The organism is Bacillus cereus group sp. N14 (assembly GCF_016483555.1).
GTDB classification, from domain to species: domain Bacteria; phylum Bacillota; class Bacilli; order Bacillales; family Bacillaceae_G; genus Bacillus_A; species Bacillus_A wiedmannii.
Genome location: NZ_JAEHBQ010000004.1, coordinates 1 through 23,361, shown reverse-complemented (window position 1 = coordinate 23,361; position 23,361 = coordinate 1). Strand labels below are relative to the sequence as shown.

Below are 23,361 nucleotides of genomic sequence, written 5' to 3'. Positions count from 1 at the left end.
GGAGAAATTGATATCAGCTAGAATAATTTGAGGAGAGTGGATAGTTTGTCAACACTTCGTGAAGAAGCACTTCACATGCATAAAGTGCATCAAGGAAAATTAGAAACTGTATCAAAAGTAAAAGTAGAAAATGCAAAAGATTTAAGTCTTGCATATTCTCCAGGGGTTGCAGAACCTTGTAAGGAAATTTATGACGATAAAAGTAAGGTATATGAATATACGATGAAGGGAAATATGGTAGCAGTTGTGACAGATGGAACGGCTGTACTTGGTCTTGGTAACATTGGACCTGAAGCATCTCTTCCAGTAATGGAAGGTAAAGCTGTATTATTCAAGAGCTTTGCTGGTGTAGATGCATTCCCAATTGCCTTAAATACAAACGATGTAGATAAAATTGTTGAAACTGTAAAATTAATGGAGCCAACTTTTGGCGGCGTTAACTTAGAGGATATCGCAGCACCAAACTGCTTCATTATTGAAGAACGTTTGAAAAAAGAAACAAATATTCCTATCTTCCATGATGATCAACACGGAACAGCTATCGTAACAGTAGCAGGTCTTGTGAACGCGCTAAAATTAGTTGGAAAGAAAATGTCTGACATTAAAGTTGTCGCAAATGGCGCAGGTGCAGCAGGTATTGCAATTATTAAACTTTTATATCGCTATGGTGTACGTGACATTATTATGTGTGACCGTAAAGGCGCAATCTATGATGGTCGTCCTACAGGGATGAATCCGGTGAAGGATGAAGTTGCAAAATATACAAATAAGAATCGTATCGAAGGTTCTTTAGCTGACGTTGTACAAGGTGCGGACGTATTCATTGGTGTATCTGCAGAAGGTGCATTAACAGAAGAGATGGTTCGTACAATGAATGACGATGCAATTATTTTTGCAATGGCGAATCCAGTTCCAGAAATTATGCCAGAATTGGCAAAAGCAGCGGGCGCAGCTGTTGTTGGAACGGGTCGTTCTGACTTCGCGAACCAAGTAAATAATGTACTAGCGTTCCCTGGTATTTTCCGTGGTGCACTTGACGTACATGCGACACAAATTAACGAAGAAATGAAGATGGCAGCTGTACAGGCTATTGCTGAGCTTGTAGCAGAAGATGAGTTGAATGCAGACTATATCATTCCGGCACCGTTTGACGTGCGTGTAGCGCCTCAAGTGGCAGCTTACGTTGCGAAAGCTGCAATGGAGACAGGAGTAGCTCGCCGTCAAGTAGATCCAAATGAGATTGCTGAGAAAACAAAACAATTAGCGCTGATTGGTAAAGAATAAGCGAGGAATTTCCATTGACATCATCAAATACAAAAGTATATCTCGAAATTGTAAAAAAAATCCGTTCCATTATGGAAGAGGATGGATTGGTGGCGGGGGATCGTTTGCCGTCTGAGCGTGAGTTAAGTTCACGTTTAAACGTAGGGCGTTCCTCTGTAAGAGAAGCATTGCGTGCTTTAGAACTGGTAGGATTGATTGAAACGAGACGTGGTGAAGGGACGTTTATTCGAAACTTTTACGATAACGGTCTTGTACAATTGATTGCGCCGTTCTTGCTGCAAGATGAGAAAACAATTCGTGATTTATTACAAACAAAACGATTGCTTGAGAAAGATATGATTCGAATTGTATGTAATTTGCCGAAAGAAACGTTTTCTAAAGTGCTAAGAAAATTAAATCAAGTGCTTGAAGAAAATGAAAACTCAATTCCGATGCTTCATCAAACGTTCTTTAAAACACTCATTGAACAAGTCGATAATTATTTACTATATCGCATTTGGATGATCGTAAATGATTACGTATCAACTCTTTCTTGTGAAGTTTCAGGAGATTCTATCGATATGTATAGAAAGCTTTATGCTACTTTGGAAGAAAAACAAGAAAATGATGCACTAAAAATTTACGATGAATTAGTAGAGAATATACAGTTTCACTCGTAATGTATAAAATTTGTCGAAATGACCATGACACGTTATGACAAACATTCTATCGCGTAGCGGTTAAAGTTAAACGTAAAGAGTGAGGTTATTAGACAGATTGAGAAGATAAGGCTAACATCAAACTTTGGTGTTAGCCCAATTTTCTTCTTGCGCTAACCTTAGCTCTCAATGAAGGGGGTCAAATTGTGCTAAGAGATTTATTCGTGAAAAAGAAAAAGTACGCTGCAATACCTTCAGAACAAGTACGAAAAGATGTACCAGATGGCGTTATGACAAAATGTCCGAAATGTAAAAAAATCATGTATACGAAAGAGCTTCTAAAAAATTTAAAAGTATGTGTGAATTGTGGATATCATCATCCTATGAATGCATGGGAACGTCTTGATAGTATATTGGACGAAGGGTCATTCCGTGAGTATGACAAAGAAATGGTTTCATTAAATCCACTCGAGTTTCCAGGATACGAAGAGAAACTAGAGAGCGATCGTAAGAAGACTAAATTGAACGAAGCGGTTGTAACTGGTGAAGGAACAATTGATGACATGCTTGTTGTTGTTGCAGTAATGGATTCTCGTTTTCGAATGGGCAGCATGGGCTCTGTTGTAGGAGAGAAAATTGCCCGTGCAGTTGAAAAAGCATACGACTTACAAGTTCCATTTATTATCTTTACTGCGTCGGGTGGTGCCCGTATGCAAGAAGGGATATTAAGTTTAATGCAAATGGCAAAAACAAGCGTAGCTTTGAAAAAGCATAGTAATGCAGGAGGGTTATTTATTTCTGTTATGACTCACCCAACGACGGGCGGGGTTTCAGCGAGTTTCGCTTCACTTGGTGATTACAATCTTGCAGAGCCAGGTGCACTTATCGGATTTGCTGGTAGACGTGTAATTGAACAAACAGTGCGTGAAAAACTACCGGAAGATTTCCAAACGGCAGAATTTTTATTAGAGCACGGTCAATTAGATGCGGTTGTGCATCGTGATGATATGAGAGAATCGCTCCGTAAGATTTTAGAAGTTCATCAAGGAGGGGAAATGGCTGTATGGCAGAGCTAGAATTTGAGAAACCAGTTGTTGAGCTAAGAAATAAGATTCGTGAACTGAAAGACTATACGAAAAACAGCCAGATGGACTTCAGTGAGGAGATTCGTATTTTGGAAGACAAGCTAGAAAAATTAGAGGAAGATATATACGGCAATATGAAAGTATGGGACCGTGTTCAAATTGCTCGTCATGCAGAACGACCGACAACGCTCGATTATATTGAGCACTTATTTACTAATTTTTTTGAATGTCATGGAGATCGCCTATTTGGCGACGATGCAGCGATTGTCGGCGGCATTGCGAAATATAAGGGGATGCCTGTAACTGTAATTGGGCACCAACGCGGAAAAGATACGAAAGAAAATATTCGTCGTAATTTTGGGATGCCTCATCCAGAAGGATATCGAAAAGCACTGCGTCTAATGAAACAAGCGGAAAAGTTTAATCGTCCTATTATTTGTTTCATCGATACGAAGGGAGCCTATCCTGGTAAAGCAGCTGAAGAACGTGGACAAAGTGAGGCGATTGCCCGTAATTTATTTGAAATGGCGGGTTTAACGGTACCTGTTATTTGTATTGTTATCGGTGAAGGTGGTAGTGGTGGTGCGTTAGGTCTTGGAGTAGGAGATTACATTCATATGCTGGAAAATTCCACGTATTCTGTTATTACACCAGAGGGTGCGGCGGCAATTCTTTGGAAAGACGCTGGTAAAGCAAAAGAAGCTGCAGAAGCGATGAAAATTACAGCATTAGATTTGAAAGAATTAGGTGTAATTGACGAAATTATTCCAGAGGCAAAAGGTGGAGCGCATCGTAATATTTTAAAACAATCAGAAAATATAGATTTAATGCTTAAGAAAACTTTTGAACAATTAAGCGGAATTTCGAAAGATGAATTAATCGAAAAACGTTATGAAAAATATATGAAAATTGGGCAAGTTTCGTTTTCAAACGCTTCCATTGGGATAAAATAATAAAAGCGTGCGTTCCTCTTCGCGAATGCACGTTTTTATTATGAAAAGACACATCTTCTCCATTGTGTTTTTATATTTTTTCGTGTTATTTTATTATAAGGCAAATAATCTTTATGAGGTGAGTACAAATGAAACGTATTGGTGTATTAACAAGTGGTGGAGATTCACCTGGTATGAATGCTGCCATTCGTGCAGTTGTTCGTAAAGCGATTTTCCATGATATTGAAGTATATGGTATTTACCATGGATACGCGGGTTTAATTTCTGGTCATATTGAAAAATTAGAACTTGGTTCTGTTGGCGATATTATCCACCGTGGTGGTACGAAATTATATACAGCAAGATGTCCTGAGTTTAAAGATCCAGAAGTACGACTAAAAGGTATCGAGCAATTAAAGAAACACGGTATCGAAGGACTTGTTGTTATTGGTGGAGATGGCTCTTACCAAGGTGCTAAAAAATTAACTGAACAAGGATTCCCATGTGTTGGTGTACCAGGTACAATCGACAATGATATTCCTGGAACAGACTTCACAATTGGTTTCGATACAGCTTTGAATACTGTTATTGATGCAATTGATAAAATTCGTGACACAGCTACATCTCATGAACGTACATATGTTATCGAAGTAATGGGACGTCATGCTGGAGATATCGCATTATGGGCTGGTTTAGCTGATGGTGCCGAAACAATCTTAATTCCAGAAGAAGAGTATGACATGGAAGATGTTATTGCTCGTCTGAAGCGTGGTAGTGAACGTGGTAAAAAACACAGTATTATCATTGTGGCTGAAGGTGTTGGAAGTGCAATTGACATCGGTAAGCACATTGAAGAAGCAACAAACTTTGATACTCGTGTAACTGTATTAGGTCACGTACAACGTGGTGGATCACCAAGTGCACAAGATCGTGTATTAGCAAGTCGTCTTGGCGCAAGAGCAGTTGAATTATTAATTGCTGGTAGAGGTGGACGTTGTGTAGGTATTCAAGATAATAAACTTGTTGATCATGATATTATCGAAGCGTTAGCTCAAAAGCATACAATCGATAAAGATATGTATCAATTATCTAAAGAATTATCCATCTAATCGGCTTAGCGTCGGATATTTGGGAACGGTTTCATAATTTTCGGAGGTGCAATATGCGTAAAACTAAAATTGTATGTACTATAGGTCCTGCTAGTGAAAGTATTGAGAAATTAGAACAATTAATCGAAGCGGGTATGAACGTTGCTCGTTTAAACTTCTCTCATGGTAGCCATGAAGAGCACGGCGCTCGTATTAAAAACATTCGTGAAGCTTCAAAGAAAACTGGTAAAACAGTTGGTATCTTACTTGATACAAAAGGTCCAGAAATCCGTACTCACGACTTCGTAGACGGACAAGCTGAGCTTGTAACAGGTGCAGAAGTAGTTCTTTCTACTGAGCAAGTATTAGGTACTGCAGAGAAGTTCTCTGTATCTTATGCTGGTCTTTATGACGATGTAGACCCAGGTTCTCGTATTTTAATCGATGACGGTCTTATCGAACTAGAAGTAATCGAAAAAGCTGACGGAAACATCCGTACAAAAGTTTTAAACAGCGGAACTGTAAAAAATAAAAAAGGTGTTAACGTACCAAACGTAAGCATTAAGCTTCCTGGTATCACTGAAAAAGACGTAAAAGATATCGTTTTCGGTATCGAGCAAAAAGTTGATTTCATCGCAGCTTCATTCGTACGTAAAGCATCTGATGTATTAGAAATCCGTGAATTATTAGAAGGGCATAACGCTCAATACATCCAAATCGTACCAAAAATCGAAAACCAAGAGGGTATCGATAACATCGATTCAATCTTAGAAGTTTCTGACGGTTTAATGGTAGCTCGTGGTGATATGGGTGTAGAAATTCCACCAGAAGAAGTACCGTTAGTACAAAAACGTCTAATCAAAAAATGTAACGTGTTAGGTAAACCGGTTATTACTGCGACACAAATGTTAGATTCTATGCAACGTAACCCACGCCCAACTCGTGCGGAAGCAAGTGACGTAGCTAACGCAATCTTCGATGGTACAGATGCAATCATGCTTTCAGGTGAAACAGCTGCTGGTCAATACCCAGTAGAAGCAGTAACAATGATGGCTAACATTGCAGTACGTGTTGAAAAATCATTACAATATGAAGATATGTTCAAAAAACGTATTAAAGAGTTCACTCCAACAATTACAGATGCAATTAGCCAATCTGTTGCGCATACAGCACTTGCTCTTGATGTAGCTGCAATCGTAGCTCCAACAGAAAGTGGACATACTGCGAAAATGATCTCTAAATACCGTCCGAAATCTCCAATCGTAGCTGTAACATCTGACGAGCAAGTAGGACGTCGTCTTGCACTTGTTTGGGGTGTACAAGCATTTATGGCTGGAAAACGTGCAGCGTCTACTGACGAAATGTTAGATACTGCAATTCAAACAGGTATGGATGCAGGCCTAATTGGACTTGGAGACACTGTAGTAATCACTGCTGGTGTTCCAGTTGCTGAAACTGGTACAACAAACTTAATGAAAATCCATGTTGTTGGTGAAGAAGTTGCGAAAGGACAAGGAATCGGTCGTAAAGCTGCAAAAGGTAAAGTAGTTGTAGCGAAAACAGCTGCTGAAGCTGTAGCGAACGTAAACAAAGGTGATATCCTTGTTACAACAAGCACTGATAAAGATATGATTCCTGCAATCGAAAAAGCTGCTGCTCTAGTTGTAGAAGAAGGCGGTCTAACAAGCCATGCGGCTGTTGTAGGTGTATCAATCGGTATTCCTGTTATTGTTGGTGTAAACAGCGTAACAGCAACTTTAAAAAATGGCCAAGAAGTAACAGTTGATGCAGCACGCGGAATTGTTTATAATGGACATGCGGAAGTGCTATAAGTAATACGAAGAGAAGGATCGGAGTCCTTCTCTTTTTTTTACACAAAAACGAGGTGGAATCAGCTTGAAACGCCTGGAATTGCGTTTAAAAGCCGTTTGTTACGAGGTTCAACAGGGAAAGGCGTTTAGTTTCTGTGTAGCGTATACGGGCGCTCTGGGTTCGTTTAAGGTGATGTTTGAGAGGAGTGTAGAACTATGAAGTGGTTACTATTCTTGTTTATTTTAATACCGGCGATTGAGATTACAGTCTTAATTGGATCGAGTCATGTAATAGGTTTATGGTCTACGTTCGCCATGATTGTATTTACGGGTGTTGTAGGTGTCTATTTGGCGAAAAGACAAGGATTTAAAGTGCTTGGAGAGATTCAATCTAAGTTGAATAGAGGAGAAATGCCAGGAGGAGCAGTACTGGATGGTATTTTTATCTTTATAGGAGGTATTCTTTTGGTGCTTCCTGGATACGTAACGGATATAATGGGTTTGATCTTCGTTATCCCTATGACGAGGGCTTTGTTGAAGCCATTCGTTATGAAGTGGATGGAATGGAAGTTTAGAAAGAGTTCTACTATTATTGTGCAGAAATAGTGCTTAGATTATAGCAATCTAAGCACTATTTTTTTGCCCGCAAAAGGATGGCGGATGGATGAAGCTCTGTTAATTAAAGTTTTGCTGTATCATGCCTTAAAATGTGGTGAATGCGAAGGAGTTAAGTGGAAATTAGACTGCTCATACAAGTCCGGTTGGTGAAAGTTAATAATCGGTGGTGGACAAAATCCTTACTGATCATAGTTTTGCCTTATTATATTTGCTATGTATTTTCGATTGGATATGTAGGTAGTTCTTAATGAGTGTGTTGTAGGGAAATTCATATGAACTCAAGTTGGTTTTGTATATAAAAAGAATCAATTGGAATGGAAAAGTTAGATACGAACAGGAAAATTGTTAGTTTAAGTCTCATTTCATACCATTTTGCATATTTATTCATTTACATAAAAAGTAATAAATGTAAGTAATAATTATAGAAATAATAGAATAAATATGTAAAAATACCTCGGAATATGCGTTTTCTATGCAAAAAAAACAAGAGTATTATCCTTTTTGTGGGGAATCCTCTTGTTGCATGTAATGAGTGTGAAAAATAAGTACAAGGAATAATCAGTGGGAAATTCCCACTGATTACATGTAAGTTTTTTGTTGTATATGAATTAGAAACTATTATTTTGAAGGTGAGCCTTTAATATATTTCCACAAATCATGGAATACACGAGCTTTGTGCAATGTATTAAGTAGTACTAAGATGACTGGACCGATGATTAATCCTAAAAAGCCAAAAAGCTTAAAGCCGACAAATAGAGCAATCAGTGTTGCTAATGGATCGAGGCCGATATTAGATGAAAGTACTTTAGGCTCCATAATTTGTCTTTGGACAATCACGAAGATGTATAAGATGAGAAGACCGATGGCGAAAGCAGTATCGCCAGTGAAAAATACGTATATAACCCAAGGAACGAAGACGGCACCTGTTCCTAAATACGGGAGTAAATCTACAACACCTGTAATAATCGCGATAGTAATGGCGTATGGTACGCGTAATATTAAAAGTCCGATTAGTACAATAACAGTTGTCATAGATACGAGTGTAAGTTGCGCTTTAACAAAACCAAATAAAGCTTTTCTTAAATCGACAAAAATAGTTTTTCCATAGCCGTGAACACGGTTCGGCAAAAATTTTCTTACTTTCTGAGCAAGACGGTGCCAATCGTAACTAATGAAGAAAGTGGCTAATAAAACGAATACAAGGACAGTTAAAGTTGTTGGTAATGCACTAATGAAATTTGTTAACCCGCTTATAATAGCAGTTAAAAGTTCTTTCATTTGCGTCGTTGCTTCGGTTCCTAAGTTTTGAATGTTTTGTGTAATCGTATAGCGCTGTGGTTCCCCAAGATGATTAAATTTAGAAATTAAATCATCATAGAGAGGCATAATATGATTAAGTGCAAATTGCTCTGCGAATTTAACGATATCCGGGAACTTTACTGTAACAAGTTGTAGTAAGTATGTTGTGGCCGATATTGCTTCCGTTACAAGATATGTAACGAGTCCGACGATAGCTCCGAATACGAGAATTAAGCTAACGAGTACTGCTAGTGCGCGAGGAAATTGTAGTTTTTGATTAAGGAAATTGACGACGGGATTAATCAAATAAGCAAATGCGAAAGCGATAATAAAAGGATAGATAAGTCCTGACATATATAGTAATGCATAGAACCCGGCTACCGTTGCTACAATGACAAATATGAGTCGCAATATCATATATAGTAAGTTTCGGTTCAAAGATGTATACCTCCCATTCCAATTTGGATTATCCTAATTCGTTCAACTTATAACGAGTGTGCCCCGCTGATTAAAGTTTCACTTTACCCCGCTATTTGCGGGCAGTAAATCTCCTACCCGAAGTGCAGCTGGATCAAAGGAGTTAGATGGAGATAAACTGCCCGTAAATGCCCAATTGGTGAAGGCTAATAATCAGTGGAAAATGCCCCGCTGATTAAAGTTTCACTTTATGTTATAGTGGAATGATGGATTTTTCCTGCTTTTTCAGTACATGAGTGACTGTAAAAGCTTGGTGTTGATGCTTCTACTATATGGTAAAAACTTCATTTTCTCTTCTTTTTATTTTACCTGTTTCTTATTAGAAAAGAAAGGAGAGACAATCGTTTTCAAAAATGTATACATGCTTAAATTTTTGATGATGAAAGTCTCATTTTAGCATTTTAAAATACATAAAAAATGAAGTGGTTATTGTTGAATATACATCGATATAGCATGTATAACGATAGGTTTAAAGGTATTTTTGTTTGGAAATGAGTTCATTATTTTCAGAAAGGAAGTGCAAACATGATTAGTCAGTCAACGTTATTTTTATTCATACTACTTATTATAGGACTTGTTGCTAAAAACCAATCGCTTACTGTAGCCATTGGTGTGTTATTTTTATTGAAATTTACGTTTCTAGGAGATAAAGTCTTTCCTTATCTACAAACGAAAGGGATTAACCTCGGTGTAACGGTTATTACAATAGCGGTACTCGTACCGATTGCAACGGGGGAAATAGGTTTTAAACAACTTGGAGAAGCGGCGAAATCGTATTATGCATGGATTGCTTTAGCTTCAGGGGTAGCGGTTGCTTTGTTAGCGAAAGGCGGCGTACAATTATTGACGACGGATCCTCATATTACAACTGCGCTCGTTTTCGGGACAATTATAGCGGTTGCTTTATTTAATGGAGTTGCTGTAGGTCCATTAATTGGGGCTGGAATTGCCTATGCAGTTATGAGTATTATACAGATGTTTAAATGAGGAATTTTATAGTAATATAAAAATTTTGAATTCTTTCTGTTCACAAAAGTCAGATAATTGTTTATAATAGGATTAGAAACTTTGAAAAGTTACATAACAGCAGAGACTTTACACCAGATAAAATAAAAACAACATAAAACAATTTTATAATGATATTGTTTTATGTTGTTTTTATCATAAAACTCTTCGGAATTAATTTTCCTCACTAACTTGTTGTTTTGAGCGTGAGGATTCGGGGAGACATTCACGCTCATGCTTTCCATGTAGACAATGGACATAAGAGGGGAACATCGCAATAAATTTGCATGATCGTGCATTTTGCTTGCCTAAAGAGTGAACGGGCGTTCATAATTCAAAAGGGGAGCAAATAGATATAAGGAGCAAGGTTGGGAGAATTTTCAGGAAAAGGAGAGAATGTCATGACTGTTATTCGAGGTTTAGAAGGGGTAGTAGCAACAACATCATCTGTGAGCTCTATTATTGATGATACATTAACTTATGTTGGGTATAATATTGATGATTTAGCTGAGAATGCTACATTTGAAGAAGTAGTGTACTTATTATGGCATCGCAAGCTTCCTAGTGAACAAGAACTAGCGAAATTTAAAGAGACTGTATCGGAATACTATAAAGTTCCAGGTGAGATTTTAACATATTTGAAACAAGTAGATTTAAAAATCGCACATCCGATGTCTGTTTTACGAACTGCAATTTCCATGCTATCATTATACGATGAGAGCGCTGAAATTATGGATGAAAACTCCAATTATTTGAAAGCGGTTAAATTGCAGGCTCAAGTGGGAACTTTAGTTGCTGCTTATGCAAGAATTCGTAAAGGTTTAGATGTTGTTGAGCCTAGAAACGATTTATCATTAGCTGCAAACTTCTTGTACATGTTAAATGATCGCGAGCCAAATGAAGTTGAAATTGAAGCTTTTGATAAGGCGCTTGTACTTCACGCAGATCATGAGTTAAACGCTTCTACATTTACTGCACGCGTTTGTGTAGCTACACTTTCAGATGTATATTCTGGTATTACAGCAGCAATCGGTGCGTTAAAAGGTCCTCTTCACGGCGGGGCAAACGAAAATGTAATGAAGATGCTAACTGAAATTGGCGAAGAAGAAAATGTAGAATCATATATTCATAATGCTCTTCAAAATAAAGTAAAAATCATGGGCTTTGGCCACCGTGTATATGAGCAGGGTGATCCGCGTGCAAAACATTTACGCGAAATGTCTAAGAGATTATGCGTGCTTTTAGGAGAAGACAAATGGTATAATATGTCTATCAAAATTGAAGACATTGTAACAAAAGAAAAAGGTCTTCCACCAAATGTTGATTTCTATTCAGCTTCTGTATACCATTGTTTAGGAATTGACCATGACTTATTTACACCTATTTTTGCAATTAGCCGTATGTCAGGCTGGTTAGCTCATATTCTAGAACAATATGAAAACAACCGTTTAATCCGTCCGCGTGCTGATTATAATGGACCAACACATCAAGTGTACGTTCCAATTGCACAACGATAAGCGAAAAACACTATTTTGATAGTGAAAATACGCTTTCAAAAGTCTGATTTTTTCGGAAAGACGTAATGATTAGAATATTTTAATTTAAATAACGGTTTGAACTGAGGGGTTATTCCCTCAGTTTCATACATATGAAATTTCAAACATGGGGGTTATCACATTGACGACAGGTGAAAAAATTACTGTAACTAATGGTGTTATGAATGTACCAAACAATCCGATTATTCCATTTATCGAAGGAGATGGAATTGGTCCTGATATTTGGGCAGCTGCATCTCGTGTACTAGAAGCAGCAGTTGAAAAAGCTTATGATGGTGAGAAGAAAATCGTTTGGAAAGAAGTGCTTGCAGGGGAAAAAGCATTCAACCAAACAGGCGAGTGGTTACCAGAAGAAACTTTAAATTTAATCCGTGAATATTTAATCGCGATTAAAGGTCCACTTACAACTCCAGTTGGCGGTGGTATTCGTTCTCTAAACGTAGCACTTCGTCAAGAATTAGATTTATATGTATGTCTACGTCCAGTTCGTTATTTTGATGGTGTTCCTTCACCTGTAAAACGTCCGGAAGATACTGATATGGTTATTTTCCGTGAGAATACAGAAGACATTTATGCTGGAATTGAATATGCACAAGGATCTCCAGAAGCAGAAAAAGTCCTTGCTTTCTTAAAAGAAGCAATGGGTGTTAATAAAATCCGCTTCCCAGAAACATCTGGTATTGGTATTAAACCAATCTCAGAAGAAGGGACAAAGCGTCTTGTTCGTGCTGCAATTCAATATGCAATTAACGAAAAACGTTCTTCTGTTACATTAGTTCATAAAGGGAACATTATGAAATTTACAGAAGGTGCTTTCAAAAACTGGGGTTACGAAGTAGCGGAACAAGAATTCGGTGACAAAGTATTTACTTGGGCTGAATATGACCGTATCGTTGAGAAAGATGGTAAAGATGCAGCGAATAAAGCGATGGCAGATGCTGAAGTGGCTGGAAAAATCATCGTAAAAGATTCTATTGCAGACATCTTCTTACAACAAATTTTAACTCGTCCACGTGAGTTCGACGTTGTTGCAACAATGAATTTAAACGGAGACTACATCTCTGATGCACTTGCTGCACAAGTAGGTGGAATTGGTATTGCACCTGGTGCAAACATTAACTATGTGACTGGACATGCTATCTTTGAAGCTACACATGGTACAGCTCCAAAATATGCAGGTTTAGACAAAGTAAACCCATCTTCAGTTCTTCTTTCTGGTGTATTATTATTAGAGCACTTAGGATGGAACGAAGCTGCGCAATTAGTAACTGCTTCTGTTGAGAACACAATTGCTTCAAAAGTAGTAACTTATGATTTCGCACGCTTAATGGAAGGTGCAACAGAAGTGAAATGTTCTGAGTTCGCTAATGAACTTATTAAAAACATGGATGTAGCGATAATCAAAAACGCATAATTAAAGCGGGGGGTAAATTATGACAATCAAACGCAAGAAAGTTTCAGTCATCGGTGCAGGATTTACAGGAGCAACAACAGCATTCTTATTAGCACAAAAAGAACTTGCAGATGTTGTATTAGTGGACATTCCACAACTGGAAAATCCAACAAAAGGGAAAGCGTTAGATATGTTAGAAGCGAGCCCAGTACAAGGTTTTGATGCTAACATTATTGGAACATCTGATTACGCAGATACTGCTGATTCTGACGTTGTCGTTATTACAGCAGGTATTGCACGTAAGCCTGGTATGAGCCGTGATGACTTAGTAGCAACAAACTCTAAAATTATGAAAAGTATTACGCGCGACATTGCAAAACATTCACCAAATGCGATTATTGTTGTATTAACAAATCCAGTTGATGCAATGACATATTCTGTATTTAAAGAAGCAGGATTCCCGAAAGAGCGTGTTATCGGTCAATCGGGCGTATTAGATACAGCTCGTTTCCGTACATTTATTGCACAAGAATTAAATCTTTCTGTGAAAGACATTACAGGATTTGTTCTTGGTGGACACGGTGACGATATGGTACCTCTTGTACGTTATTCTTATGCAGGTGGCATTCCGTTAGAAACGTTAATTCCGAAAGAGCGTTTAGAAGCAATCGTAGAACGTACCCGTAAAGGTGGCGGCGAGATTGTAGGCTTATTAGGAAACGGTAGTGCATATTACGCACCAGCTGCTTCTTTAGTTGAAATGACAGAAGCAATCTTAAAAGATCAACGCCGTGTATTACCAGCTATTGCGTACCTTGAAGGTGAATATGGTTATAGCGACCTTTACTTAGGGGTACCAGTAATTCTAGGTGGTAACGGAATTGAAAAAATTATTGAGTTAGAACTTCTTGCAGATGAAAGAGAAGCGTTAGATCGCTCTGTAGAATCTGTACGTAATGTTATGAAGGTTCTTGTTTAATAATTAAATATAAGCGGAAAAAGATTCGGGGCCCCGAATCTTTTTCTACTATTTATTCAAATGTTTTTTTGAAATAATATGAAAACGCTATCATTTGGTGTATCCTATAATGAAACTATAGATTTATACTATACATTGCCCTCATCATAGTAAATTTCGGATCAGGTATCGCTATTAGTAGGATAATAAGGTGAAAAAATCGGAGGGGGTTGTAACATGTTAAAGAAAAAAGTTCAAATTGGTCGTAGAATGGATGAAATTACAGTAGGAGAGAAATTATCTATCACTGAAAAAATTGAGGATAAAGATTTGTTATTGTACTTAGGGTTAACGAATGATGCCAATCCATTATATATTCAGCATGATTACGCATCCCAAACTCCGTATGAAAAGCCGATTGTACCAAGCATTATGCTAACGGGAATGATTACAACGGCAGTTACGAAATATTTACCAGGTCCAGGTAGTCATATTACTAGGAAGGACCTTACGTTCGTGAAGCATGTTCACCATTATGAAACGTTACAAATCCACTTTGAAGTTGTGGCTGTTTCTGAGGAGGAACATACAATTGATATGCTTGTATCTGCTCATGATGAAAAAGGAGAAACGGTTGTAAAAGGTTCCTTAACAGTAACGCCGCCTTTTAAATCAGTTTCTATTATGGAAAAAGCATTAGATAATTTTTAAAACATGAAAATATGAATAGCGCTAGCATACCTTACTATAAGGGGCTAGCGCTATTTTTAGTTGAAAAATCCTTCTTTGAACCCTTCAGCAAATTCTGAACAACCTGTTTTAATCGTATCCCAGCTAGGTACGTTAAAAGTAAGGAAACATGTTACTGCTAAAGTTAAAATAGGTAGTAATACTCGCATAATAGCCCTCCCTTAATTATATTTATTTATATATTTAAATTAATAATATATTCATTGGTAATTGAAGTCAATGAAAGGGGGGGGGTAAGGTGAAGTGGACGAGAGAAGACATTATTTTTGAAACGATAAGAGAAGCTGAAGTGTGGGTAGAAGGGGTCGCGAATGAAATGTATGGAAGAGTATTTGATGGATATGAAACGCTAGACTATAAAATAGCGTATGCTCTTGCATTTTTGTTAGCGCAAAATCGAGAATTTAATATTTATACGAATGTGGAGTTTAATAACGATATAGAAGTGTATAAAGTATGGATAACAACACGTTAATTGGAGTGAATGAGTAATAACAATAGCACAATCTGAATCCATGTATAGACAATTATATTGAGAGGGACCTTGTTTTCTAGTATGATGAGAATAACGGGGAAAATACTAGGATGAAGAAGGTTTCAAGTCTATAACTTGGAGGAAAAGAATGAACAATCGTATTTTAGTAGTTGATGATGAGGAATTTATCTTAACTTTAATTGAATTTAATCTACAACAAGCTGGGTTTGAAGTGATAACAGCGATGGATGGAGAAATGGCGCTTCAAAAAGCGACAACAGAACGCCCAGATTTAATTATATTAGATTTAATGCTTCCAAAAATGGATGGTATGGAAGTGTGTAAAGAATTACGATTGCAGCGCGTTATGACGCCGATTTTAATGTTAACAGCAAAAGATGATGAATTTGATAAGGTGCTAGGTCTTGAGCTTGGGGCAGATGATTATATGACGAAGCCATTTAGCCCAAGGGAAGTTGTTGCGCGTGTGAAGGCAATTTTGCGCCGCACGAAATTACAACAAGAAGAACAAGTGAAAGAAGCGTCAGATGAAGAGAGCATCACAATTGCTGAACTTAAAATTTTGCCGGAATTTTATGAGGCTTATTTCCAAGGAAGAAAGCTTGAATTAACACCAAAAGAATTTGAACTACTTGTTTATCTTGCGAAAAATAAAAGTCGCGTGTTGACACGTGATCAATTATTAAGTGCTGTATGGAACTATGATTTTGCTGGTGATACACGAATTGTTGACGTTCATATTAGCCATTTGCGCGATAAAATTGAACAAAATACGAAAAAACCGACGTACATTAAAACGATACGTGGTTTAGGATATAAATTAGAGGAGCCAAAAGGGGATGAATAAATTTCGTTCCAGGCTTCTTTTTACATTTGTTTCTCTTATTGTATTTATTTTAGTTGGATTAGGTTTATTACTGGAAACCGTGTTTGAAAACTACTATATAGATCATGCCAAAGAGAGAATGGTAAAAGAGACAGAGTATGTTGCGGTATTAGCAGAAGAACAGGGTTTTGATGATGTTTTAAAAAATCCATATGTATTTGAAAAGTTAGAAGAAAAAATACAGGCTTCTATTGCATTTGTAGATGAAAAAAAGAAAGTTCAATATAGCGGAGGAGAACAGTCTGCTTTTAGTCAAGGGATAATTAAAGAACTTTCTTCTGAAACAACAAAACAAAGAAACAAAGTCATTACGAAAGAAACAGATCAGAATAATGAATTTTACCATGCGGTATTCGTTCAAGATGTAGCAGGGAAACAAGGGTACATTTTGGTGAAAAGTACAATTGAGCCTTTGAAATCTGTTCATCAAAAAACGTGGGGATTATTAATTATCGGATTTGTTATCGCTTGTCTCGTAGTCGTATTTTTAGGTATGAAAATTACAGGGCAATATATTAGGCCGATTGAATCCGTTACGAAAGTTGCTATCGAATTAGCGAAGGGAAATTATAAAGCACGCGCTTATGAGAGTCATTCGGATGAAACGGGAATGTTGAGTAAAGCGATTAATATTTTAGCCCGTAATTTACAAGAGATGACACTTGAGCAAGAAATGCAACAAGATCGTCTGCATACGTTAATTGAAAATATGGGAAGCGGAATGATTTTAATTGATAGCCGCGGTTATATAAACCTTGTAAACCGTTCGTATAAGGAGACTTTCCACGTAACAGATGAAGAATATTTAGATCGTTTATATTATGAGTCGTTTCATCATACAGAAATTATAGAGCTCGTGGAAGAAATCTTTATGACAGAAGTGAAAGTGCGTAAACAAATGTTATTGCCGCTTGGAATTGAGCGAAAGCATTTCGAAGTATATGGAGCACCGATTATTGGGACGAACCATGAATGGAAAGGGATTGTCCTTGTATTCCATGACATTACTGAGCTAAAGAAATTAGAACAAATGAGAAAAGACTTTTTAGCGAATGTTTCTCATGAACTAAAGACACCGATTACTTCTATTAAAGGTTTTTCAGAAACGCTCTTGGATGGAGCGATGGATAATAAAAAATTCTGCGAACATTTCTTGCACATTATTTTAAAAGAAAGTGAACGCATGCAAGGGTTAATTGAAGATTTATTAGATTTATCAAAGATTGAGCAACAAGGATTTAAATTGAGTATGGGGACCGTTGATATGAAGGGACTTCTTGAAGACATTCATATGGTGCTTGATAACAAAGCGGGAGAAAAAGAAATTTCTTTACAAGTAAATGCGCTAAAAGGAGTCTCGGTCATTGGAGATCCAAGTCGTTTGAAGCAAATCTTTATTAATTTAATGAATAACGCAATCGTATATACGCCGGCTGGAGGCGTTGTTTCTGTAGAATTAGCAGAAGATAAATATAATGCTTATATAAAAGTATCGGATACCGGAATTGGTATTAGTAAAGATGAAATTCCGCGTATTTTTGAACGCTTTTACCGAGTGGATAAAGCGAGAAGTAGAAATACTGGTGGTACAGGCCTTGGATTATCGATTGTAAAGCATTTAGTTGAGGCACATCACGGTACGATTACAGTGGATAGTGAAGTTGGGGAAGGGACAACATTTACAGTTGTTTTACCAAAATCAGCAACTGAAAAATAGGATGAAGGATGTTTACAATATATTAACAATGGCTTAATTAAATATTAATAAAGGTCTGTTAATATAATACATGAAAACCCCTTCATCCAAGGAGTAATTTTGGACGAGAATAGTTATGCTGTTCTCGTCACTTCCCTTTTATGTTAGTAAACGTTTGTATATATGATAGGAAATAGCCGTTATTTTTCTTCTCTCTATTAGTCATGTTAATATAGAGAGAGGAAAGGAACGGTTTTTTTCTGTGAAAAAAATCATTTCAAATTTGTATGGGGAGGTTTCTGGTTTGGAAAAAAAGGTCGTATTAGTAGATGGTAATAATATCGCGTATCGTGCTTTCTTTGCACTACCGCTTTTAAATAACGACAAAGGTATACATACGAACGCAATTTACGGTTTTACAATGATGTTAATGAGAATATTAGAGGAAGAAAAACCAACGCATATGTTAGTAGCGTTTGATGCGGGTAAAACGACATTCCGTCATAAAACGTATAGTGAGTATAAAGGAGGACGTCAAAAGACTCCACCTGAATTATCAGAGCAATTCCCGTTTATTCGTGAGATGCTTGATGCATTCAACGTACCGCGTTATGAATTAGAAAATTATGAAGCGGATGACATTATGGGGACGTTAGCGAAAGAAGCGAGTGAACAAGGGTTTCATGTAAAAGTTATTTCAGGAGATAAAGACTTACTGCAACTTGTTTCAGAGAATACACTCGTATGTATTCCTCGCAAAGGGATTACAGAAGTGGATGAATATACGAAAGAAGCTTTATTTGAGAAATACAGCTTATCACCAAAGCAAATTATCGATATGAAAGGTTTAATGGGAGACCAGTCAGATAATATTCCAGGTGTACCAGGAGTTGGTGAAAAAACTGCGATTAAATTGTTAACACAGTTTGAAACGGTCGAGGCAGTGTATGAAAATATAGATCAAGTAAGCGGGAAGAAATTAAAAGAAAAGCTAGAAGCAAATAAAGACCAAGCTCTTATGAGTAAAGATCTTGCAACTATTATTACAGATGCACCGATTACAGTGCATGTGGATGATATGGAGTATAAAGGGTATGAAGCAAGTGATGTGATTCCAATGTTCGAGAATTTAGGATTTACATCCCTTTTAAATAAATTAGGTGTTACGCCAGAAGAAACGACTCCAGCTGAATTAGATGATATTACATTTGATATTGTGGAAGAAGTTACAGAAGAAATGCTTCAGCAAGATAGTGCGCTTATTGTTGAAGTACAAGAAGATAACTATCATAGAGCGGACATTCAAGGTTTTGGTATTCAAAATGAAAATGGCTGTTACTTTATTCAAACAGACATTGCTCTTAAGTCAGACGCTTTTAAAGAGTGGCTTGCAGATGGAGAAATGAGAAAGCATACATTTGATGCGAAGCGCGCAATCGTTGCACTTAAATGGAACGGGATAGATATGCAAGGGATTGACTTTGATCTATTAATCGCTGCTTATTTACTTGACCCGGCTGATACGGATAAAGATTTCCGTACTGTAGCAAAAATGAAAGAAACACATGCTGTGAAATCTGATGAAGAAGTTTACGGAAAAGGTGCGAAGCGTGCTGTTCCAGAGCTAGAAGTAGTAGCGGAGCATGTAGCCCGTAAAGTGCACGTATTATATGATGTAAAGCAAACATTCGTAGAAGAGTTACAAAAGAATGAGCAATATGAACTGTTTACAGAGTTAGAATTACCACTTGCGCGTGTATTAGCTGATATGGAAGTAAAAGGTGTAAAAGTTGATACGGAGCGTCTTCGTAATATGGGAGAAGAACTTGCAGGTAGATTAAAGGAAATGGAACAGGAAATTTATAAGCTTGCGGGAACAGAATTTAATATTAATTCACCGAAGCAGCTTGGTGTTATTCTGTTTGAGAACTTAAACTTACCAGTTATTAAAAAGACGAAAACAGGTTATTCTACGTCAGCTGATGTACTAGAAAAGCTTATGGATCGCCATGAAATCATTCCAAACATTTTACATTATCGTCAATTAGGGAAACTAAATTCAACTTATATTGAAGGTTTATTAAAAGTTGTACATGAAGATTCATCTAAAATCCATACTCGTTTCAATCAAGTATTAACGCAAACAGGTCGATTAAGTTCAACGGATCCGAACTTGCAAAATATCCCGATTCGATTAGAAGAAGGAAGAAAGATTCGTCAGGCATTTGTTCCATCAGAAGAAGGATGGATTATGTACGCGGCAGATTATTCACAAATTGAACTTCGCGTATTAGCTCATATTGCAAATGATAAAGGGCTAGTTGAAGCGTTCCAACATGATATGGATATTCATACGAAAACAGCGATGGATGTATTTGGCGTTGAAAAAGATGAAGTAACTTCGAATATGAGACGACAAGCGAAAGCTGTCAATTTCGGAATTGTATATGGTATTAGTGATTATGGTCTTTCACAAAACTTAGGAATTACAAGAAAAGCAGCAGCGGAATTTATTGAAAAGTATTTAGAAAGTTTCCCTGGTGTACAAGAATACATGAGTGACATCGTAAAAGATGCGAAACAAAAAGGGTATGTGGCTACATTATTAAATCGCCGCCGTTATATTCCGGAAATTACGAGTCGTAATTTCAATTTACGTAGCTTTGCTGAGCGTACGGCTATGAATACACCAATTCAAGGGACTGCGGCAGATATTATTAAAAAAGCAATGATTATTATGGCAGACCGTCTAGAAGAAGAAGGATTACAGGCGCGTCTACTTCTGCAAGTACACGATGAATTGATATTTGAAGCGCCAAAAGAAGAAATTGAAAAATTAGAGAAGCTTGTACCAGAAGTAATGGAGCATGCAATTGAACTCGCAGTTCCGTTGAAAGTTGATTATTCTTACGGTCCAACTTGGTACGACGCAAAATAAGGAAGTGATGAAATGCCTGAATTACCAGAGGTTGAAAACGTCAGACGGACACTTGAAAATCTTGTGAAAGGAAAAACAATTGAAGATGTCATTGTTACCTATCCAAAAATAGTAAAACGTCCGGATGATGCAGAAATCTTTAAAGAAATGCTAAGAGGCGAGAAGATTGAAAATATAAAGCGAAGAGGAAAGTTTTTGCTTTTATATGTAACGAATTATGTTATTGTTTCACATTTACGTATGGAAGGTAAGTTTTTACTGCATCAAGAGGACGAGCCAATTGATAAGCATACACACGTCCGTTTCTTATTTACAGATGGAACTGAACTACATTATAAAGATGTGAGAAAGTTTGGTACGATGCATCTCTTTAAGAAAGGTGAAGAATTGAATCAAATGCCTCTTGCTGACTTAGGTCCGGAGCCGTTTGATGCTGAATTGACACCGCAGTATTTACAAGAAAGATTGCAAAAGACCAATCGTAAAATAAAAGTCGTATTATTAGACCAGCGTCTTTTAGTAGGGCTTGGAAATATATATGTAGATGAAGTTTTATTCCGTTCTCAAATTCATCCGGAACGAGAAGCTTCGTCTTTAACAGCAGAAGAAATTGAACGAATTTACGAGGCGACTGTTACAACGTTAGGTGAAGCAGTGAAGCGAGGCGGAAGTACAATTCGAACGTATATGAATTCGCAAGGGCAAATTGGCTCATTCCAAGAACTTCTAAATGTATACGGAAAAAAAGGAGAACCGTGTGTTACTTGCGGTACGATATTAGAAAAAACAGTTGTCGGCGGAAGAGGAACGCATTACTGCCCGATTTGTCAGCCGAGAATATAGAAAAGAGATAACATCGGATAGGCATTTGTCATATACATACAGCAGGGCTATGTATAAGGGAGGAGCTTACCGATGTACCTTTATTTATCTCTTATTTTATTAGCTTTTACATTAAGCTTAGATAGCTGTAGTGTAGGGCTAACATATGGTTTAAGAAGCGTAAGAATTCCACTAAGATCAATTATAATTATCGGAATGTGTTCAGCGGCTGTTATGCTTGTTTCAATGGGAATTGGACATATGATCGCGAAAATATTTTCACCTGTTATCGCAACGCGTATCGGTGGGCTTGTTCTTATTGGAATAGGAATTTGGGTATTATACCAATTTTTTCGAAGTGAGAAAAAAGAAGAACCAAAGCAAGAGGAGAAGGTTTGGAAATTAGAAATTGCTTCGCTCGGGCTAGTGATTCAAATTTTACGGAAACCGACTGTTGCAGATTTTGATAAATCAGGCACCATTTCCGCAGGAGAAGCATTGCTTCTTGGTATCGCTCTTTCTATAGATTCGTTCGGTGCTGGAATTGGTGCATCTTTATTAGGGTATGCGCCCGCTATGATGGCGATATTAGTTGCGGTTATGAGTTCTTTGTTTTTATTTATTGGAATGAAACTTGGAACGGTTTTATCAAATATGAAATGGTTACAAAAATTTACATTCCTGCCTGGGGTATTACTCATTATTATTGGAATTTGGAAAATGTAAGTATGGGCGTGGAACATTAGTTTCGCGCCTTTTATTATGAGGAGGGGAGGACGGTAAGTATATATTTATAGATAAAAAACCATTGTCAGGGTAAAGTAGCCTCATGGGGTGAAAAATCTTAAATTATATTCAATTGGTGATTTTGCAAAAAAGGCAGGTAGGACAGAGTAAACTAGTTGCCATCTTCAAGGAAAAAGAGCAAATATAGCTAAGAAGATGGTTAAGGAGTTGTTGGAAAGTGATGCTTGCGAAGAAAGTGAGAATGAAGCCAAATAAAGAACAAGAATTGCAACTTTGGAAATCTGTTGGCACGGCAAGATGGGCTTATAATTGGACACTGGCGAAGCAAGAGGAGAATTATAAGAATGGCGGAAAGTTCATATCAGACGGTTTTTTACGGAAAGAATTAACTGTATTGAAGCAGACTGAAGAATATGCTTGGTTGTATGATGTTTCGAATAATATAGCCAAACAAGCAATCAAAGATGCTTGTGAAGCATATAAACGATTTTTTAAGGGGCTGGCTGATAAACCACGATTCAAAAGCAGAAGGAAATCAAAACCCTCTTTCTACAACGATAACATCAAGTTAAAAGTAAAAGAAAAACAAGTTTTGATTGAGAAAGTTGGTTGGGTAAAAACATCCGAAAAGTTACCTGTAGAGGTGAAGTACTCTAATCCACGCGTTAGCTTTGACGGTAAGTATTGGTATTTATCTGTCAGTATCGAACAGGATTTTACAAAAGAGAAGTTAACGGCTGTTTCGTTAGGAATAGATATTGGAATCAAAGAATTAGCATATTGTTCTGATGGTCAGAAAAAGAAAAATATCAACAAAACAAAAATGGTAAGACAGGCAGAGAAACGCCTTCGTAGGTTGCAACGTCAAGTTTCTCGTAAATA

21 protein-coding genes and 1 pseudogene are annotated in these 23,361 nt (G+C 37.2%); 20 read left to right on the top strand and 2 right to left on the bottom strand.

The genetic code is table 11. From position 1 onward, the window contains the following. The first annotated feature begins 75 nt into the window (after positions 1–75). From ystJ to JDS82_RS07905, 7 genes are all read left to right on the top strand, one after another. Positions 76–1,284, top strand: a complete 1,209-nt coding sequence (ystJ, locus tag JDS82_RS07935) for an NADP-dependent malic enzyme (RefSeq protein ID WP_199713134.1) — start codon at positions 76–78, stop codon at positions 1,282–1,284. Between the two features lie 14 nt (positions 1,285–1,298). Continuing rightward, entirely contained in the window at positions 1,299–1,943 is a 645-nt protein-coding gene (locus tag JDS82_RS07930; RefSeq protein ID WP_000204434.1) for a FadR/GntR family transcriptional regulator, read from the top strand. Positions 1,944–2,128: 185 nt separating this feature from the next. Next, the gene (accD, locus tag JDS82_RS07925) at positions 2,129–2,998 is read left to right on the top strand and encodes an acetyl-CoA carboxylase, carboxyltransferase subunit beta (protein WP_000942866.1); all 870 of its coding nucleotides are present in this window, start codon (positions 2,129–2,131) and stop codon (positions 2,996–2,998) included. Further along, positions 2,986–3,960, top strand: coding sequence for an acetyl-CoA carboxylase carboxyl transferase subunit alpha (gene accA, locus JDS82_RS07920; protein WP_000818786.1), 975 nt, complete (start codon positions 2,986–2,988; stop codon positions 3,958–3,960). The genes accD and accA overlap by 13 nt, the downstream gene beginning before the upstream one ends. 128 nt (positions 3,961–4,088) lie before the next feature. Continuing rightward, positions 4,089–5,048, top strand: a complete 960-nt coding sequence (gene pfkA, locus JDS82_RS07915; RefSeq protein WP_000821162.1) for a 6-phosphofructokinase — start codon at positions 4,089–4,091, stop codon at positions 5,046–5,048. 53 nt (positions 5,049–5,101) lie between these two features. Continuing rightward, a complete protein-coding gene (pyk, locus tag JDS82_RS07910) occupies positions 5,102–6,859 on the top strand; it encodes a pyruvate kinase (RefSeq protein ID WP_048562140.1) in 1,758 nt (585 codons plus the stop codon). Between the two features lie 195 nt (positions 6,860–7,054). Further along, positions 7,055–7,444, top strand: coding sequence for an FxsA family protein (locus JDS82_RS07905; protein ID WP_000871634.1), 390 nt, complete (start codon positions 7,055–7,057; stop codon positions 7,442–7,444). A gap of 630 nt (positions 7,445–8,074) precedes the next feature. Here the strand turns inward: JDS82_RS07905 and ytvI are convergent. Next, complete coding sequence (ytvI, locus tag JDS82_RS07900) at positions 8,075–9,193, bottom strand: sporulation integral membrane protein YtvI (RefSeq protein ID WP_199713034.1); 1,119 nt, start codon at positions 9,191–9,193, stop codon at positions 8,075–8,077. 564 nt (positions 9,194–9,757) lie between these two features. Between ytvI and JDS82_RS07895 the strand changes: the two genes are divergently transcribed. The 5 genes from JDS82_RS07895 (at position 9,758) to JDS82_RS07875 (ending at position 14,855) form a co-directional block, all read left to right on the top strand. Next, positions 9,758–10,219, top strand: a complete 462-nt coding sequence (locus tag JDS82_RS07895) for a DUF441 domain-containing protein (RefSeq protein ID WP_000625511.1) — start codon at positions 9,758–9,760, stop codon at positions 10,217–10,219. Positions 10,220–10,605: 386 nt separating this feature from the next. Beyond that, positions 10,606–11,754, top strand: coding sequence for a citrate synthase (gene citZ, locus JDS82_RS07890; RefSeq protein WP_002203699.1), 1,149 nt, complete (start codon positions 10,606–10,608; stop codon positions 11,752–11,754). Positions 11,755–11,914: 160 nt separating this feature from the next. Continuing rightward, positions 11,915–13,207: an NADP-dependent isocitrate dehydrogenase gene (gene icd, locus JDS82_RS07885; protein ID WP_048562141.1), complete on the top strand. Its 1,293-nt coding sequence runs from the start codon at positions 11,915–11,917 to the stop codon at positions 13,205–13,207. Between the two features lie 19 nt (positions 13,208–13,226). After that, positions 13,227–14,165, top strand: coding sequence for a malate dehydrogenase (gene mdh, locus JDS82_RS07880; RefSeq protein WP_000153234.1), 939 nt, complete (start codon positions 13,227–13,229; stop codon positions 14,163–14,165). 216 nt (positions 14,166–14,381) lie between these two features. Continuing rightward, positions 14,382–14,855: a MaoC family dehydratase gene (locus tag JDS82_RS07875; protein WP_000914190.1), complete on the top strand. Its 474-nt coding sequence runs from the start codon at positions 14,382–14,384 to the stop codon at positions 14,853–14,855. Positions 14,856–14,911: 56 nt separating this feature from the next. On the opposite strand, the gene JDS82_RS30040 is transcribed toward JDS82_RS07875, so the two are convergent. Further along, positions 14,912–15,043 carry a hypothetical protein gene (locus JDS82_RS30040; RefSeq protein ID WP_001265021.1) on the bottom strand — a complete coding sequence of 44 codons (132 nt, stop codon included), beginning with the start codon at positions 15,041–15,043 and terminating at the stop codon, positions 14,912–14,914. Positions 15,044–15,132: 89 nt separating this feature from the next. Between JDS82_RS30040 and JDS82_RS07870 the strand changes: the two genes are divergently transcribed. The 8 genes and pseudogenes from JDS82_RS07870 to JDS82_RS07835 all read left to right on the top strand — a co-directional run. Further along, on the top strand, positions 15,133–15,369 hold the full coding sequence (locus JDS82_RS07870; protein ID WP_048562142.1) for a hypothetical protein: 237 nt from the start codon (positions 15,133–15,135) through the stop codon (positions 15,367–15,369). A 148-nt stretch (positions 15,370–15,517) separates the two neighbouring features. Then, complete coding sequence (phoP, locus tag JDS82_RS07865; protein ID WP_001065222.1) at positions 15,518–16,237, top strand: two-component system response regulator PhoP; 720 nt, start codon at positions 15,518–15,520, stop codon at positions 16,235–16,237. Further along, entirely contained in the window at positions 16,230–17,993 is a 1,764-nt protein-coding gene (phoR, locus tag JDS82_RS07860; protein WP_076540617.1) for a sensory box histidine kinase PhoR, read from the top strand. Before phoP ends, phoR begins: the two co-directional genes overlap by 8 nt. A gap of 283 nt (positions 17,994–18,276) precedes the next feature. Then, entirely contained in the window at positions 18,277–20,910 is a 2,634-nt protein-coding gene (gene polA / locus JDS82_RS07855) for a DNA polymerase I (RefSeq protein WP_048562144.1), read from the top strand. A gap of 12 nt (positions 20,911–20,922) precedes the next feature. Next, complete coding sequence (gene mutM, locus JDS82_RS07850; protein WP_199713027.1) at positions 20,923–21,753, top strand: DNA-formamidopyrimidine glycosylase; 831 nt, start codon at positions 20,923–20,925, stop codon at positions 21,751–21,753. A gap of 72 nt (positions 21,754–21,825) precedes the next feature. After that, positions 21,826–22,458, top strand: coding sequence for a sporulation membrane protein YtaF (gene ytaF, locus JDS82_RS07845; protein ID WP_000281739.1), 633 nt, complete (start codon positions 21,826–21,828; stop codon positions 22,456–22,458). A gap of 174 nt (positions 22,459–22,632) precedes the next feature. Continuing rightward, a pseudogene (locus tag JDS82_RS07840) lies at positions 22,633–22,734 on the top strand (IS607 family transposase); the annotation flags it as partial. Next, positions 22,697–23,361: RNA-guided endonuclease TnpB family protein (locus JDS82_RS07835; protein ID WP_199713021.1), on the top strand; the 665-nt coding region annotated here is incomplete at its 3' end. The pseudogene JDS82_RS07840 and the gene JDS82_RS07835, both read left to right, overlap by 38 nt.

Coding starts and splice junctions, on each gene's coding strand:
- ystJ (WP_199713134.1), top strand. CDS start 76: ATGCATAAAGTGCATCAAGGAAAATTAGAAACTGTATCAAAAGTAAAA.
- accA (WP_000818786.1), top strand. CDS start 2,986: ATGGCAGAGCTAGAATTTGAGAAACCAGTTGTTGAGCTAAGAAATAAG.
- pfkA (WP_000821162.1), top strand. CDS start 4,089: ATGAAACGTATTGGTGTATTAACAAGTGGTGGAGATTCACCTGGTATG.
- pyk (WP_048562140.1), top strand. CDS start 5,102: ATGCGTAAAACTAAAATTGTATGTACTATAGGTCCTGCTAGTGAAAGT.
- JDS82_RS07905 (WP_000871634.1), top strand. CDS start 7,055: ATGAAGTGGTTACTATTCTTGTTTATTTTAATACCGGCGATTGAGATT.
- JDS82_RS07895 (WP_000625511.1), top strand. CDS start 9,758: ATGATTAGTCAGTCAACGTTATTTTTATTCATACTACTTATTATAGGA.
- mdh (WP_000153234.1), top strand. CDS start 13,227: ATGACAATCAAACGCAAGAAAGTTTCAGTCATCGGTGCAGGATTTACA.
- JDS82_RS07875 (WP_000914190.1), top strand. CDS start 14,382: ATGTTAAAGAAAAAAGTTCAAATTGGTCGTAGAATGGATGAAATTACA.
- JDS82_RS30040 (WP_001265021.1), bottom strand. CDS start 15,043: ATGCGAGTATTACTACCTATTTTAACTTTAGCAGTAACATGTTTCCTT.
- phoP (WP_001065222.1), top strand. CDS start 15,518: ATGAACAATCGTATTTTAGTAGTTGATGATGAGGAATTTATCTTAACT.
- phoR (WP_076540617.1), top strand. CDS start 16,230: ATGAATAAATTTCGTTCCAGGCTTCTTTTTACATTTGTTTCTCTTATT.
- mutM (WP_199713027.1), top strand. CDS start 20,923: ATGCCTGAATTACCAGAGGTTGAAAACGTCAGACGGACACTTGAAAAT.
- ytaF (WP_000281739.1), top strand. CDS start 21,826: ATGTACCTTTATTTATCTCTTATTTTATTAGCTTTTACATTAAGCTTA.